This window comes from Acinetobacter sp. ANC 5600 (assembly GCF_002018395.1).
In the GTDB taxonomy this organism is placed as follows: Bacteria; Pseudomonadota; Gammaproteobacteria; order Pseudomonadales; family Moraxellaceae; genus Acinetobacter; species Acinetobacter amyesii.
This window is the reverse complement of record NZ_MVKW01000004.1, coordinates 431,424-445,754: the sequence shown is the minus strand read 5'-3', so window position 1 is coordinate 445,754 and position 14,331 is coordinate 431,424. Positions and strand designations below refer to the sequence as shown.

Below are 14,331 nucleotides of genomic sequence, written 5' to 3'. Positions count from 1 at the left end.
GTAGCTACACTTAGCACTTTAAAAACTCAGCCTGTATTAGAATTTATCGCAAATGAATACACAACGTGAACAATTGATACAAACTTGGATTTCATCTGTACTCGGTTCAGATCAATTTGAAATTAACTTCTTAGCAGGCGATGCAAGCTTCCGTCGTTATGCACGAATCAAATTGAATAATAAAACATTTATGCTCATGGATGCACCACCAGAAAAAGAAGATTGTGGTCCTTTTGTGTCGATTGATGAATTTTTTGATGCACATGGCGTGCGTGTACCACATATCGTGGCCAAAGACCTCGATCAAGGCTTCTTATTGTTAGAAGATTTTGGTGATGTTTTATTGTCTACGTTGTTGAATGATCAAACCGTAGACGCACATTATGCTCAAAGTTTTAAACAGTTGATTCAATTGCAGTCAATTGATGGTACTGCGCATTTTCCTGCATATACCTATGAAAAGCTGATTTCTGAAATGGAGCTGTTAACCGATTGGTTATTGCCATCTCTACAAGTGCAGCCTACTGAAGAAGAATCGGCACTGATTAAACGAACCTTTGCTATCTTAGCCAATGCTGCATTGGCTCAGCCTCAAGTGATTGTGCATCGTGATTTTCATAGCCGTAATTTGATGGTACTTGATGGTGAGCAAGATCAGGGCGTGATTGATTTCCAAGATGCTGTGATTGGTGCAGATACTTATGATTTGATCTCAATCACACGTGATGCCTATGTGCAGTGGAATGCAGATCGTGTTTATGCATGGTTTAAGACGTTCTATGATTTGCTACCTGCATCGGCTAAAGAAGGTCGTAACTTTGAGCAATTCAAACAAGATGCCGACCTGATGGCAATTCAACGCCATATTAAAATCCTAGGTATTTTTGTACGTTTGTTTGAACGTGATGGAAAATCGGGTTACCTCAAAGATTTACCACGCGTGATGTGGTATTTACTTGAAGAAAGTAAACCGTATGCAGAACTACAACCCTTTATGCAATTTATTCACGCTAAAGTATTGCCGAAATTTGAAGCCAAATACGGTACTTATGAGGTTGTTGCATAATGAAAGCCATGATTTTAGCGGCGGGTCTCGGAAATCGGATGCGCCCTTTAACTTTATATAAGCCAAAGCCATTGCTTGAAGTCGGAGGGAAACCTCTGATTGTTTGGCATATTGAAAAGCTAAAAGACATTGGTGTCACTGAAATTATCATCAATTCTGCATGGCTCGCAGATATTCTAATTGGTGCACTAGGTAATGGCTCACAGTTTGGGGTGAATATTCGCTGGACACGCGAAGATGAAGGTTTGGAAACGGCAGGTGGGATTATTAATGCCTTACCACTTTTAGGTACAGAACCCTTTATTTTGGTCAATGGTGATGTTTGGACCACTTTTGATTTTTCATCTTTACTCAATGTTGAATTGAATGACGATCTTGCCCATTTGGTATATGTAACTAATCCGCCGCAACATCCCAAAGGGGACTTTATTCTCGATCAGGGACGGAGTTATATCTTTGAGCAAGAACATGCAGGTGAAGCGCTGACCTATAGTGGTATTGCAGTGATTCATCCAAGAATGTTCGATGGCTTAGAAGCAGGAAAACGTCCTTTAGCACCATTGCTGAAAGCAGCGATGCTCGGTGGGAAAATTTCCGCAGAGAAAATGCAAGCTGCATGGGTTGATGTTGGCACACCTGAGCGATTAAGTGATCTAGATCTAAAGATTCGTCAGGGCATGTACGCTTAAGTGCATATTCGCTAAGCGTTAGCTACTGTTCCACGGCTTAGAAATCGGTATACTTCAGTTAATTTTTATTGAGATGTCTTCTTTATGCATCCTTTTTTTCAAGACTTAAAGCAAGGTAGTCAGAAGCTTGGCTTAGATTTGAGTGAAGAAGCATTAAATCTATTGCTGAAATACCAAGATGCCTTAGTGCTGTGGAACAAAGCGTATAACTTAACCGCAATTCGTGATCCGAAAGAAATGCTGGTCAAGCATTTATTGGATAGCCTAAGTATTCTCAATGATTTGCCTGCAGGTCGATTATTGGATATTGGTACGGGCGGTGGTATGCCGGGCATGATCATTGCCTTGTGTCAGCCAGAACGTGAATGTGTTCTATTGGATGCAAACGGTAAAAAAATTCGATTCTTAAAACAATTTATTGCTGACTTAAAACTAAAAAATGTCATTGCAGTACAAACACGCGTTGAAAATGAAAACAGTATTCATGAGCTCGGTCAGTTCGATGTCATCACCAGTCGTGCATTTGCATCATTAACGGATTTTGTCGATGCATCGAAACCGTATATGCATGAGCAAAGCATCATTGCTTCAATGAAAGGTTTAATTCCTGAAGAAGAAGTCGAGATGCTCAAAACTGAGTTCAAAATTGATATTGTCGCGTTAAAAGTTCCACGTCTGGATGAACAACGCCATTTAATCTTTTTAAAACGTATTTAAAATTTTCAAAGGACTGGGGTTACCATGGCTCAAATTATTGCGATTGCAAACCAAAAGGGTGGCGTAGGTAAAACCACAACTGCTGTAAACTTGGCAGCTTCATTGGCCATTTTAAAAAAACGAGTTTTACTTGTGGATATGGATTCACAAGGGAATGCTACGATGGGGTCGGGCATTCAAAAAAATGATTTGTTGTACTCTGTTACGGATGTGTTGCTTGGCGAAGTGCCGATTGAAACTGCCATTTATAAAGCAGAAGTGGGTTATAAGGTTTTAGGTGCGAACCGAGACTTGGCGGGTGTAGAACTGGCGATTGCGGATCAGGATGGTCGTGAGTTTATTTTGCGTGAAGCTTTGGCACAAGTTGAAAAAGACTTCGATTATATCATTGTCGATTGCGCACCAAGTTTAAGTCTTATTACGGTGAATGCCTTGGCTGCTGTACGCAGTGTATTAATTCCGATGCAGTGCGAATACTATGCCTTGGAAGGCTTGGCAGATTTAACCCAGACCATTGATCGTATCCAACAAGCACTCAACCCAGATTTAGAAATCGTTGGTGTACTACGCACCATGTACGATGCGCGTAATGCCTTAACCCGTGATGTCTCTGCTGAGTTAGAACAATATTTCGGTCAGAAACTTTACGATACGGTGATTCCACGAAATATTCGTTTGGCCGAAGCGCCTGCGCATGGATTGCCGGTAATTTATTTTGAAAAAAGCTCGAAGGGTGCAGTTGCCTACCTTAATCTGGCAGCTGAAGTGTTGAAAAAAACCAAAGTAAAAAAAGGAACTAAAGCATGACCGTCAAAAAACGCGGACTGGCTAAAGGTCGTGGTCTGGATGCCTTACTCGGTTCAATCCAAAAAGAAAAACTACAGCTCGAAGCAAAAGCTTTAGATCATGGTCAGCTTAAGCAGATTGATGTTCATTTATTGAAACGTGGTGAATATCAGCCACGTCGTTTCATTAAAGAACAGGATTTACAAGAGCTTGCAGCATCGATTGAAAAACATGGCGTGATGCAGCCGATTGTGATTCGTCCAGTAGAAGACGAAAAACATCCTTATGAAATTATTGCCGGTGAACGTCGTTGGCGTGCTGCACAATTGGCAGGCTTGACTGAAGTTCCGGCAATTGTTCGTGACTTGAGTGACCAAGTTGCCATTGCCTTGGCTTTGATTGAAAACATTCAACGTCAAGATTTGAATCCAATCGATCAGGCGATGGCTTTACAGCGTTTTCATGATGAATTCGGTTTAAGTCATCAAGAAATTGCCGATACCGTCGGTAAAGCACGGACCACCATCAGTAACTTATTGCGTTTATTGTCTTTGGAAGATCAAGTTAAAGAGTTTATGCAGCAAGGCTTGCTCGATATGGGCCATGCACGTGCAATTTTAACCTTGAAAGCCAAAGATCAGCTTAAAGTGGCTGAAATGGTGATTGAAAAAAGTATGTCTGTACGTCAAACCGAACAATTTGTTCGTGATTTGAATGCACCAAAACAACAAAAAGCTAAACCAATTGTTTCATCAGACATTCAACAACTGACACAACGTCTCTCTGATCGTTTCAGTGCAGACGTGAAAATTGATCATAATAAACAAGGGAAAGGCAAGCTAGTGATTAGCTACCATACTCTTGAAGAGCTAGATGGCATTTTAAATATTTGTCTAGCTGAATAATTTTTAAATTCGATTTATTGGGGAAAATCAAATGTGGGAATTAGTCAAAGCGGGCGGGTGGTTAATGATCCCGCTCGTCATTTGTTCGATCTTTACAGTAGCCATTACCATTGAGCGCTTTATTCGTTTAAAGAAATCAATGGTGTTACCAAAAGACTTGATGATGAATGTAAACACATCGGTGAAAGATGTGGTGCAGCAGCTAAAGCAAAGTCCAACTTTACAACAAAGTACATTGGGTCGTGTATTGGGCGCAGGTTACGCTAGTAAAGATCAAAACGAGCAATATGCACGTGCGCAAATGGAAGTCACAGCGTCACAAGAAATTGGTTATTTAGAAAAAAATATCAACTTTTTGGGCACTTTAAGCGCTGTTGCACCTTTACTAGGTTTGTTGGGTACGGTGATCGGTATTATTGAAGCATTCTTAATGATTGATATAGGCACCAATAGTGATCCAGTGTTGATGATGCCGGGTATTTCTAAAGCCTTGATTACCACTGCTGCCGGTATGTTAATTGCTGTACCTGCATTATTTGCACATCGCTATTTCCAACGTTTGGTTCAGGAATATGTGGCTGAGTTAGAACAGCAGTCGACGTTATTTCATGCCGCTTTGTTTTATAAAAAAACACCTGAAGTAGAAAGTCAGGACATTCAGAAAGCCAGCTGAGTGGAGACTGCGCATGAAATTTAAACGTCGTCAGGTTGAAGATATTCATATCAACCTCACACCGATGATTGACTGTTTGATGTTCATTTTGGTGTTCTTGTTGCTCTCGACCACCTTTAACCAGATGAGTCGAATGAACCTGACTTTGCCAGATGCACAGGGTGTTCCACCTAAAAACTATGATCAAAAGATTGAAGTTGTGGTGGATTCAACAGGACATTATTCTGTCAATGGTCAGTCATTGGCGAGTAAAGAAGTCTCTGATTTGAATACTGCAATTAAACAGACAGCCAATGATCGTCGTGATTTAATGTTTGTGATTGCCGCAGATGCAAAAGCAACACATCAGGATGTGATTCGGGTGATGGATGTTGCAGGTCAACTTGGATTTGTGAATATCAACATCAGTACCAAAGTTCCAACTCGAGGTTATTAGTGAAGCACGATTTTAAGGTCTATTTACGCCTATTAAGTTATTTAAAACCTTTTTGGGGAATCGGCCTGCTGGTTTTGCTTGGTTTCGGTATTAATGCTGCGACAGAAGTTTCTGTCGCAAAATTATTGGAACGCATTATTGAAGCCATTCAAAACAAAGATCAAAGCTTTACAACCTTATTTCCACTCTTGGTGGTTTTATTGATGTTCTTCCGTGGACTCGGTTTGTTCATGGGGGGATATTTTACCGCAGTGATTTCTCGAAACTTAATTTTTAATATTCGTCAGCAAGTGTTCGCAAAACTCATGCGTTTGCCTTCGCAATATTATTTAGATAATTCGAGCGGTCATATCACTGCAAAAATTATGTATAACGTTGAACAGTTGACGGCGGCATCGTCTGAGTCACTGAAAACGATTGTACAACAGGGTCTGATTACCATCGCATTATTGGGTTATTTGCTCTATACCAATTGGCGTTTAACCCTGTGTATTTTGATTTTTGGCCCAATTATTGGTCTGATTATCCGTAAAGCATCCAAGCGCATGCGTAAATTATCCATGCAAGTACAAAGTACCATGGGTGACGTTAACCATGTGGTGCAAGAGACAGTGCAAGGCAACCTAGTGGTGAAGGGCTTTGCAGGGCAAGATTATGAACAAAAACGTTTTTATGAAAGCTCAATGGAGAACTTACGCCGCGGCTTAAAAATGGTTGTGGTGCAGCAACTCAATAGCCCAATTGTTCAGCTGATTATGTCGATCGCGCTCAGTATCGTGATGTATATCGCGCTACGCCCTGAGATTTTACAAGATACAACAGCGGGTGAGTTTGTAGCGTATATCACTGCCGCAGGTATGCTGAGTAAGCCAATTAAAACCTTGACGGATGTCAACGAAAAACTACAACGAGGCATGGCAGCAGCTTATTCAGTTTTTGAATTGCTTGATATGCCTGAAGAAGTAAATAACGGCACGCTGAAGCCTGCTTTGAAAGGTGATGTCGAATTTAAAAATGTCAATTTGATCTATGCTGATGGTCACCATGCGATTCATGACTTCAATTTAAAAGTTAATGCAGGGCAAACCGTTGCATTGGTTGGGCGTTCAGGTGCAGGTAAAACTTCATTGGTCAATCTGTTGGTGCGTTACCAAGAGGTGTCTTCTGGGCAATTGTTGCTTGATCAGCATGATATTCACGACATAGAACTCAATAGCTTGCGTACTCAGATTTCGATGGTCAATCAGCAAGTGGTTTTGTTTAACCGTACTGTGCGTGAAAATATTGCTTATGGACAGCTCGAGCATGCAACAGATGAACAAATTATTGCTGCTGCCAAAGCTGCATTTGCACATGATTTTATTATGGATTTACCGCAAGGATATGACACGCCATTGGGTGCGCAAGGTTTAAATCTATCTGGTGGTCAACGTCAACGGATTGCGATTGCTCGTGCCATTTTGAAAAATGCACCGATCTTAATTTTAGATGAAGCGACAAGTGCGCTAGATAACGAATCTGAATTTTTCATTCAGCAAGCATTTGACGCTGCGATGCAAGATCGTACCACGATCGTGATTGCGCATCGTTTATCGACCATTGAAAATGCAGACTGTATTGTAGTGATGGATAAAGGGCGTATTATTGAACAAGGTTCGCATACAGAATTGATGGCACAACGTGGTGCATATTACCAACTTCATCAGCGTAATTTTGAGGAAAATTAAGTCATGTCTTTTGCACAATTGATTCAGGATGCTTGGAATGAACAGGCAAAGTGGCTCGTTGTGTTTAGACCTTTGTCATGGCTTTATCGTGGTGGCTTTTTACTCAATAAAAAACTCTATCAATCAGGTATTAAGCAAAGTTATAAAGCGCCTATTCCAGTCATGGTCATTGGAAACATCACAGTGGGTGGAAGTGGTAAAACCCCATTGCTCATTCATTTGGTCAGTTATTTAAATAGCTTAAACCTGCGTGTTGGTGTGATCAGTCGTGGCTATGGTGGTCAAGGACCATTTCCGGCCTATGTAGATTTAGACTCGACGGCTGAAATCGTGGGTGATGAACCGAGCTTAATTGTTCAGTCTACAGGTGTGCCGATGGCAGTCGGTCCAAACCGCCAGCAAAGTATTGAGTTGCTACTATCCAAGCATGAATTGGATTTGATTATCTGCGATGATGGTTTGCAGCATTGGGCGCTTCAACGTCAGTTGGAGTGGATCGTACTGGATAATAATCGTGGTTTAGGCAATGAAAAATTATTACCCGAAGGTTATTTGCGTGAACCGAAAAAGCGCCTTGCCAGTGGAACGGTCATTGAGCATTCAGCAGATCCAAGTTCTCCACTGAATATGCACCTAGAAGCGGCGCAGCCTTATTTGCTCAATAAAGATCTTGTGACGACATTTGATGCAAACAAAGATTTCTATGCTGTGGTGGGTATCGGATTTCCGCAACGATTTTATAAAACCTTAGAAAATATAGGGATTCATCAATTTCAATGTCATGAATTCCCAGATCATTATGAATATGAACTGAGTGATTTGCAGTTTGAAGATGCCAATCCCATCATTACCACTGAAAAAGATGCAGTTAAAATTTTAGCGATCCTCAAAAATAATCCAGATTTTAAAAGAGAAATATGGGTTGTTCCTGTTGATGCAGTGTTATCACCTGCGTGTTATGAAACTTTGCATGCACAGTTGAAACAACTGGGTCTGAAACTTCCCGAAGGCATTTAATTTATGAAACATATTGTTATTCCTGCACGTTTTTTAAGTTCACGTTTACCAGGTAAGCCATTGCTTGAAATTCATGGCCGTCCGATGATTTTACGTGTGGTCGATCAAGCCAAAAAAGTTGCAGGATTCGATGATCTTTGTGTTGCTACAGATGATGAACGTATTGCCGCAGTGTGTCGTGCGGAAGGGGTTGATGTGGTATTGACTTCTACAGAGCATCCATCAGGGACAGATCGTTTAAGTGAAGTTGCACGTATCAAAGGTTGGGCAAGTGATGACATTATTGTCAATGTGCAGGGCGATGAACCTTTGCTTCCCGCTCAATTGGTAAAACAGGTTGCACAATTACTCGTTGATCAGCCGAAATGTTCAATGTCGACACTCTGCGAGCCGATTCATAGTCTAGAAGAATTTCAACGTGACAGCATTGTCAAAGTGGTGATGTCAAAGCACAATCAAGCGCTGTATTTCAGCCGTGCGACTATTCCTTATGACCGTGATGGTGCAAAGCAAGCTGAACAAATCTTGCATGATCAAGCCTTTCGTCATTTAGGCCTTTATGCATACCGCGTAAAACTACTACAAGAATATGTCACTTGGGATATGGGTGTACTAGAAAAATTAGAAAGCCTTGAACAATTACGCGTTTTGGAAAATGGTCACCGTATTGCCATTGCTGTGGCAGAAGCGAATCTTCCACCGGGCGTAGACACTCAAGCTGACCTTGATCGTTTGAACCAAATGGATGTTTCAAACTTCGAATAAGGTTAAACGATTTATGCAAAATGACATTGTGGCGCAAGTGTACCCTTGGCAGCAAAATACATGGAATACATTAACCAGCCGTTTTCCACAACTGGGACATGGCGTGCTTTTGTATGGCAAAAAAGGCTGTGGTAAAGAGGCATTTGCAAAACAATTTCTTGCATGGGTGCTGTGTCAAAAACGTGATGAGCGGACTGAGCCATGTGGTGAGTGTGGGAGTTGCCAGTGGTTAAAGTCAGATACACATCCAAATTTTGTCCACATCAGTACAGATGAAGACAATAAAAAGCAAAATGCCAAAATTAAAATCGAAAAAATTCGTGATTTATTGCCCTTTGTACAACAAACCGTAGACGGTTGGCGAGTTGTGTTGATTGAGCCCGCTGAAGCATTAAACATTGCGTCATCGAATGCTTTGCTGAAGACATTGGAAGAGCCTGGCGAACGCATTGTGATTATGTTGTTGGCAGAGCATTATTTGAAATTGCCGGCAACCATTCGCAGTCGAATGCAGCACTATGCATTGGATCGTATTGAACCCGAACAATCACAGCAATATTTACAGCAGCATTTGCCCGATAGTGGTGAAACTCAGCGCAAAGTTCTCATGAACTTAGCCAGTCAAATGCCATTACAAGCAATTTCACTGGCAAGTAGTGAATGGCTAAATATGCGCCAAGAGTTTCTACAAGATTGGCAAAAACTTGTGACACAAAAAAACATGCCGATGGCAATTGCGACCAAGTGGAATAAAGCACTGAGTTTTAGTGATTTTAGTCAAATGTTTGAATACTTGTTGTCCGATATAATTTGTGTCAAGCTAAATCAATCCATAAAAAATATAGATTTGGATTTTGGAGTGTTGGCAGAGCAATATTCGCTCGAAACACTCTTTGGGATTTATACAGAATTACAGCAGTCTAAGCGGTTCATCGAGCAGAACGTACAGGGGAATCTGGTCGTAGATGAACTTTGCATCAAACTGATGAATGTTTAATTAAGGGGAAACATCATGCAACCACGTATGGGCGGGATTGTTCACGCTAATATTCCAGATGTGGAAACACTTTTTGCGAGCTACATGCCTTATGTCGTTGGTGGCGGTTTATTTGTACCATCAAAGCAAGCTGTGAAAATGGGTGATGAGGTTTTCTTATTGGCGACTTTGCCTGAACAAAGTATAAAAATTCCTTTGACAGGAAAAGTGATTTGGATTTCGCAAAAGCAAAATGGCATTAAACCACAAGGCTTTGGAATTCAATTAAGCGGCGAAAAAGGCATTTATTTTAAAACAGAAGCAGAACGTTTACTTGCAGGGCTTAAATCTGAGGGGCGTAGAAGTTACACTATGTAGTTACAACAGTGAAGACTTGTAGGTACATATTGTGTTTGTAGATACCCATTGCCATTTAACCATGCTCGACCTAAGCCCTTATGAGGGTAATTTAGATCTTGCATTGGATCAGGCTCGTCAAGCCGGGGTCTCAAAATTTATGAGTATCTCGGTTGATCTAGATGACCATATCGAACTTTCAAAAATTGCATCACGTCATGCTGATGTGGGTTATTCAGTTGGGGTGCACCCATGTGAAGATCCTGCAACGATGGCTCGGGCAACAGAAGAATATCTCATTGAATTAGCACAACCTGAAAAGGTTTGGGCGATTGGTGAAACAGGGCTGGACTATTTTCATAGTACCGACTTTGTTGCAGAGCAAAAAGAATGTTTTGCCCGCCATATTCACGCATCGCAGGCCGTGAAAAAGCCAGTGGTTGTACACACCCGTTCTGCAAAGCATGATACGGTTGATATTATCCGTGCAGAGAAATCTACTCACGGTATTTTGCATTGTTTTACTGAAGATTGGGAAACGGCAAAAGCTGTCTTAGATTGTGGTTATTACGTGTCATTTTCAGGCATTGTTTCTTTTAAAAATGCACAAGATTTGCGTGATGTGGCCAAGCAAGTGCCACTGGATCGCGTGCTGATTGAAACAGATAGCCCATACCTTGCACCGATGCCTTATAGAGGAAAGTCTAATGAACCAAAATACGTTCCTTATGTAGCCAAAGCCTTAAGTGATGTATATGATAAGTCAATTGAAGAGATGGCTTTCATTACAATGCAAAACTTTGAAAATCTCCTCAATCTTAAGTAAATAATTTGAATTGATATAAGAGTAAGAGAGTATAGGGTGAAGATGGATCGTCAAGCTCAGTTTAGAGCAAGAGAGGCATTAATTTTCCAAGTGGCAGAGCAGCTGCTATTGGAAAATGGCGAAGCAGGGATGACACTAGATGCGCTAGCGGCAGAACTCGACTTGGCAAAAGGGACGTTATATAAACATTTTCAAAGTAAAGATGAACTATATATGTTGCTCATTATTCGTAATGAACGCATGTTATTGGAAATGATTAAAGACACCGATAAAGCTTTTCCTGAACACCTTGCTTTCTTTATGTTGCATCACTTACATCACCCAGAACGTACAGTGTTATTTCATCAAATTGAAGAGCGTTTATCGACAACAGGTGTGGGTATTCAGCACTTGTTTAGTGAACTATATCAAGTGCGCAAACAACGCCTACGATTGATCATTCGTATGACTGAGCATTATTTGGAGTCGATTCAAAGTAGCATGCCAGTACGTGATTATCTTGCTTCAATTTGGTCACTTACACATGGTGCTGCAGCAATTTTGAACTCTAGTTTTTATCAGCGTTATTTGGGTTCAAGAGACACCTTGCGGGTTGCTTATATTGATCAAGCCTTGGCCTTACCAAAACAAGTGCATGCGGTTGCTCAATTCGCTTAAAGGCTGCTTATGAAAAGTGCATCACCATCATCGGTTCGTGGCTTCACCCTCGTAGAATTGATGGTGGTGATTGTGATTATGGGCATCATGGCCTCATTGGTACTTTTAAATATTGGTGGGACAGATCAACGCAAAGCCATGCAGGCACGTGAAGTGTTTGTGATGGATCTGAAACGAATTTTACGTGATGCAAATGATCAAGCTTTGATATTGGCTTTACAGCAAAAAGCTGGAACGGATGTCAACACGCAAAGCTATGCGGTACAAGAATATTTACCAGAACAAAAACGTGTAGAAAATAGTATTTTAAATCAGAATAATAAATGGCAAAACTATAAAGATTTTGAAACCCGAGTATTACCTGAAAATGTCTCTTTTACAATTCAGCCTTTAGATCAGCAGTATGAAAATGCTAATAATGATGATTTGTTAAATACCAATGCACCCAAGTTGATTTGGTTGGGCAATGGTGAGGTAAAGCCTGTGCGTATACAGTTTTATTTTGAAGAACGTCCCATTGGTAATGAAATCGAAATTGATCATTTAGGGAAAGTCAATGCGGGCTAAAGGGTTTACGCTACTTGAAGTCATGGTGGCATTGGCGATTTTTGCGACGGCGGCAATGGCTTTGTCTAATGTTGCGATGCAATATACACAGTCGACAGAACACGCAATTTTAAGAAATAAAGCACAATTCGTCGCGTTGAATGAAATCGCTAAGATGGAAATCAATCGTGAATGGATGACAGGTACTGCATCTAAACAAGTCACTGAACAAGGCGAACAATGGCAAATTGACAAAAAAGCCCAAGCCACCATTAGTCCAAATGTACAACGGATTGATATCCAAGTGAGTTTGATGAATGCTGAAACAGGCGATGTTGAAGCAGGGATTAGTAGTTTAGTGTTCTTTAACTATAAGGCTCCGTTGGATGAAAATAATAACTAGAAAAAAACGTACATCTCAAGATATGCCTGTGCTTGTGCAGCAAGGAATGAAGAATCAAGCAGGATTTACCTTAGTTGAGCTTTTGGTTGCGATTGCTATTTTCGCAGTGCTGTCTGCTTTGGGCTGGAAGGTCTTTGATTATGTCTCGAAAGTGAAGGAACGAAACGCAACCCATGAGGCAAGGCTTAGTCAGTTGCAAGATGCCCATCAGCAAATTCTCAGAGACACAGTACAAGCTGTGCCCTTAACTGCCAATATTAATGGAGATATTCAACCAGCGTTGGTGTTGCAAAATGGCAGATTTAATTTCAGCAAGACAGGTGTCACTGACCCATTAAATCAGGGCATTGCACCTGATGAGCGAGTGGAATATCAATACAAAGCTGATGAAAAAAAATTGTATCGGCTAAAATTTAAAAATCTCAACCAAACGGGGCATGATCAGCCAGATTCGAGTGTATTACTGGATAATGTTGAACAATTTAAAATCACTGTACTCAATCCAAATGAGTTAGAGAATTGGCCAGATGCTGCCGCTGATTTGAATAATGAAAAAACCATACAACTGTTACCGCGGGGTATCAGGATGCAGCTCACAGTTGATGGGACAAACTACGAATGGTTATTCAGTTTGTTAAATACTGATTTTTTATTGGATAAAAATAAGAATGGTTAACGGTCAGGTAGTAGAGGCATTTGAAGTTCGGAGTTGCTTATGAAACAGCAACGTGGCATCGCTTTGTTAACTATCCTGATGATGGTAGCTTTGGCAACCATAGTTGCTGCAGGCATCGCAAAACAACAAGCCAATACTTCTGAAAACACCGCCTACGTGATGCGCCAAAATCAATCGATGTTATATGCGAAAAGTGCCGAAGCATTTTTTGCTGAACTTTTGGTGAATGATGCCGAAAATGCAGGGCAGGTGGATCACCTCCAAGAAAATTGGGCTCAGCCTATGCCAGCCTTTCCTGTGGAAGGTGGAACTGTTGCAGGTGTGCTCCAAGACGAATCTGGAAAATTTAACCTTAATAGTTTGGTTTCAGAAGAGGGTGTGGTAAATGACAAAGCAAAGCTATGGTTTGAAAAAATATTGCAGCGTGTTGGTTTACCCGCAGAATTAAGTCAAGCCGTGATTGACTGGCAAGATGAAGATGATGAGACTTCTGGCCCGATGGGAGCAGAGCTGGCGTACTATCGTGGTTTAAATAATGCGGCACTACCGCCAAATGCAAAATTCCATAGTGTGGAAGAACTGAAATCAGTCCGTGGTTTTGAAGGTGCTCAATATAAACTGATTGCGCCTTATGTGAGTAGCTTGCCCTCGCATGAAACAACGGTAAACATTAATACCGCTCCTGCATTTTTGTTAGCGACTATGGATGATCGTTTAGATGTCAATGCAGTTGAGCAAGCTTTGCAACAAAAAGCTGCCAAATTTGAACATTTCGAAAATATCAATGATTTATGGGCAATGGAGCCATTTGCACAGGTGAGCACAGAAAATAGGGAAGTTTTAAATTCACAATTGGGTGTGCAGTCGAACTATTTTAAAGCACAAATTGAAATTATTTTAAATGAAAGAAAGCGTCAATTTACCAGTGAGTTAGTGCGAAAAGATAAAGATGTATATGTAGCTTTTCGCAGTATGGCACCATTTTAGGTCTTAAAGGTCGCTAAATTTTCATGATGCCTTTTCCCAATTGTGCTGAATAGCAAAATTAATGCTTCTTGTTAGACTTTTGCATTATAATCTCTGAGAACCCATAGATTATTTGATTGCAT

At 40.8% G+C, this 14,331-nt stretch carries 18 protein-coding genes; all 18 read left to right on the top strand.

Annotated elements, in window-relative coordinates; genetic code table 11:
- The first annotated feature begins 52 nt into the window (after window positions 1–52).
- The 18 genes from B1201_RS11790 to gspK all read left to right on the top strand — a co-directional run bounded on the left by B1201_RS11790 (window position 53) and on the right by gspK (window position 14,209).
- Window positions 53–1,066, top strand: coding sequence for an aminoglycoside phosphotransferase family protein (locus tag B1201_RS11790; protein WP_078193676.1), 1,014 nt, complete (start codon window positions 53–55; stop codon window positions 1,064–1,066).
- Complete coding sequence (murU, locus tag B1201_RS11785; protein WP_078193675.1) at window positions 1,066–1,755, top strand: N-acetylmuramate alpha-1-phosphate uridylyltransferase MurU; 690 nt, start codon at window positions 1,066–1,068, stop codon at window positions 1,753–1,755. Before B1201_RS11790 ends, murU begins: the two co-directional genes overlap by 1 nt.
- An 84-nt stretch (window positions 1,756–1,839) precedes the next feature.
- Complete coding sequence (gene rsmG, locus B1201_RS11780; RefSeq protein ID WP_078193674.1) at window positions 1,840–2,472, top strand: 16S rRNA (guanine(527)-N(7))-methyltransferase RsmG; 633 nt, start codon at window positions 1,840–1,842, stop codon at window positions 2,470–2,472.
- Window positions 2,473–2,496: 24 nt separating this feature from the next.
- Window positions 2,497–3,279: a ParA family protein gene (locus B1201_RS11775; protein ID WP_078193673.1), complete on the top strand. Its 783-nt coding sequence runs from the start codon at window positions 2,497–2,499 to the stop codon at window positions 3,277–3,279.
- Complete coding sequence (locus B1201_RS11770; RefSeq protein WP_078193672.1) at window positions 3,276–4,163, top strand: ParB/RepB/Spo0J family partition protein; 888 nt, start codon at window positions 3,276–3,278, stop codon at window positions 4,161–4,163. Before B1201_RS11775 ends, B1201_RS11770 begins: the two co-directional genes overlap by 4 nt.
- A 31-nt stretch (window positions 4,164–4,194) precedes the next feature.
- Window positions 4,195–4,836 carry a MotA/TolQ/ExbB proton channel family protein gene (locus tag B1201_RS11765; RefSeq protein ID WP_078188956.1) on the top strand — a complete coding sequence of 214 codons (642 nt, stop codon included), beginning with the start codon at window positions 4,195–4,197 and terminating at the stop codon, window positions 4,834–4,836.
- 13 nt (window positions 4,837–4,849) lie between these two features.
- Window positions 4,850–5,272, top strand: a complete 423-nt coding sequence (locus tag B1201_RS11760) for an ExbD/TolR family protein (RefSeq protein WP_078193671.1) — start codon at window positions 4,850–4,852, stop codon at window positions 5,270–5,272.
- The gene (gene msbA, locus B1201_RS11755) at window positions 5,272–6,999 is read left to right on the top strand and encodes a lipid A export permease/ATP-binding protein MsbA (protein ID WP_078193670.1); all 1,728 of its coding nucleotides are present in this window, start codon (window positions 5,272–5,274) and stop codon (window positions 6,997–6,999) included. Before B1201_RS11760 ends, msbA begins: the two co-directional genes overlap by 1 nt.
- Before the next feature lie 3 nt (window positions 7,000–7,002).
- Window positions 7,003–8,016: a tetraacyldisaccharide 4'-kinase gene (gene lpxK, locus B1201_RS11750; protein ID WP_078193669.1), complete on the top strand. Its 1,014-nt coding sequence runs from the start codon at window positions 7,003–7,005 to the stop codon at window positions 8,014–8,016.
- A gap of 3 nt (window positions 8,017–8,019) precedes the next feature.
- Window positions 8,020–8,781, top strand: a complete 762-nt coding sequence (kdsB, locus tag B1201_RS11745; RefSeq protein WP_078193668.1) for a 3-deoxy-manno-octulosonate cytidylyltransferase — start codon at window positions 8,020–8,022, stop codon at window positions 8,779–8,781.
- Between the two features lie 13 nt (window positions 8,782–8,794).
- Window positions 8,795–9,778: a DNA polymerase III subunit delta' gene (locus B1201_RS11740; protein WP_078193725.1), complete on the top strand. Its 984-nt coding sequence runs from the start codon at window positions 8,795–8,797 to the stop codon at window positions 9,776–9,778.
- Between the two features lie 15 nt (window positions 9,779–9,793).
- On the top strand, window positions 9,794–10,135 hold the full coding sequence (locus tag B1201_RS11735; protein ID WP_078193667.1) for a PilZ domain-containing protein: 342 nt from the start codon (window positions 9,794–9,796) through the stop codon (window positions 10,133–10,135).
- 31 nt (window positions 10,136–10,166) lie between these two features.
- Window positions 10,167–10,940, top strand: a complete 774-nt coding sequence (locus B1201_RS11730; RefSeq protein ID WP_078193666.1) for a TatD family hydrolase — start codon at window positions 10,167–10,169, stop codon at window positions 10,938–10,940.
- 42 nt (window positions 10,941–10,982) lie between these two features.
- Window positions 10,983–11,597 (top strand): TetR/AcrR family transcriptional regulator, encoded by a 615-nt coding sequence (locus B1201_RS11725; RefSeq protein ID WP_078193665.1) that lies wholly within the window; start codon window positions 10,983–10,985, stop codon window positions 11,595–11,597.
- A gap of 9 nt (window positions 11,598–11,606) precedes the next feature.
- A complete protein-coding gene (locus B1201_RS11720; protein WP_078193664.1) occupies window positions 11,607–12,164 on the top strand; it encodes a type II secretion system protein in 558 nt (185 codons plus the stop codon).
- Entirely contained in the window at window positions 12,154–12,546 is a 393-nt protein-coding gene (gene gspI, locus B1201_RS11715) for a type II secretion system minor pseudopilin GspI (protein ID WP_078193663.1), read from the top strand. The genes B1201_RS11720 and gspI overlap by 11 nt, the downstream gene beginning before the upstream one ends.
- Before the next feature lie 46 nt (window positions 12,547–12,592).
- Window positions 12,593–13,222, top strand: coding sequence for a type II secretion system minor pseudopilin GspJ (gspJ, locus tag B1201_RS11710; RefSeq protein WP_078193724.1), 630 nt, complete (start codon window positions 12,593–12,595; stop codon window positions 13,220–13,222).
- 39 nt (window positions 13,223–13,261) lie between these two features.
- Window positions 13,262–14,209, top strand: coding sequence for a type II secretion system minor pseudopilin GspK (gene gspK / locus B1201_RS11705; protein ID WP_078193662.1), 948 nt, complete (start codon window positions 13,262–13,264; stop codon window positions 14,207–14,209).
- The last annotated feature ends 122 nt before the right edge of the window (window positions 14,210–14,331 follow it).

Excerpts from the sequence above, each read along its gene's own strand:
- B1201_RS11790 (WP_078193676.1), top strand. The coding sequence starts at position 53 with ATGAATACACAACGTGAACAATTGATACAAACTTGGATTTCATCTGTA.
- murU (WP_078193675.1), top strand. The coding sequence starts at position 1,066 with ATGAAAGCCATGATTTTAGCGGCGGGTCTCGGAAATCGGATGCGCCCT.
- rsmG (WP_078193674.1), top strand. The coding sequence starts at position 1,840 with ATGCATCCTTTTTTTCAAGACTTAAAGCAAGGTAGTCAGAAGCTTGGC.
- B1201_RS11775 (WP_078193673.1), top strand. The coding sequence starts at position 2,497 with ATGGCTCAAATTATTGCGATTGCAAACCAAAAGGGTGGCGTAGGTAAA.
- B1201_RS11770 (WP_078193672.1), top strand. The coding sequence starts at position 3,276 with ATGACCGTCAAAAAACGCGGACTGGCTAAAGGTCGTGGTCTGGATGCC.
- B1201_RS11765 (WP_078188956.1), top strand. The coding sequence starts at position 4,195 with ATGTGGGAATTAGTCAAAGCGGGCGGGTGGTTAATGATCCCGCTCGTC.
- B1201_RS11760 (WP_078193671.1), top strand. The coding sequence starts at position 4,850 with ATGAAATTTAAACGTCGTCAGGTTGAAGATATTCATATCAACCTCACA.
- lpxK (WP_078193669.1), top strand. The coding sequence starts at position 7,003 with ATGTCTTTTGCACAATTGATTCAGGATGCTTGGAATGAACAGGCAAAG.
- kdsB (WP_078193668.1), top strand. The coding sequence starts at position 8,020 with ATGAAACATATTGTTATTCCTGCACGTTTTTTAAGTTCACGTTTACCA.
- B1201_RS11740 (WP_078193725.1), top strand. The coding sequence starts at position 8,795 with ATGCAAAATGACATTGTGGCGCAAGTGTACCCTTGGCAGCAAAATACA.
- B1201_RS11735 (WP_078193667.1), top strand. The coding sequence starts at position 9,794 with ATGCAACCACGTATGGGCGGGATTGTTCACGCTAATATTCCAGATGTG.
- B1201_RS11725 (WP_078193665.1), top strand. The coding sequence starts at position 10,983 with ATGGATCGTCAAGCTCAGTTTAGAGCAAGAGAGGCATTAATTTTCCAA.
- B1201_RS11720 (WP_078193664.1), top strand. The coding sequence starts at position 11,607 with ATGAAAAGTGCATCACCATCATCGGTTCGTGGCTTCACCCTCGTAGAA.
- gspI (WP_078193663.1), top strand. The coding sequence starts at position 12,154 with ATGCGGGCTAAAGGGTTTACGCTACTTGAAGTCATGGTGGCATTGGCG.
- gspJ (WP_078193724.1), top strand. The coding sequence starts at position 12,593 with ATGAAGAATCAAGCAGGATTTACCTTAGTTGAGCTTTTGGTTGCGATT.
- gspK (WP_078193662.1), top strand. The coding sequence starts at position 13,262 with ATGAAACAGCAACGTGGCATCGCTTTGTTAACTATCCTGATGATGGTA.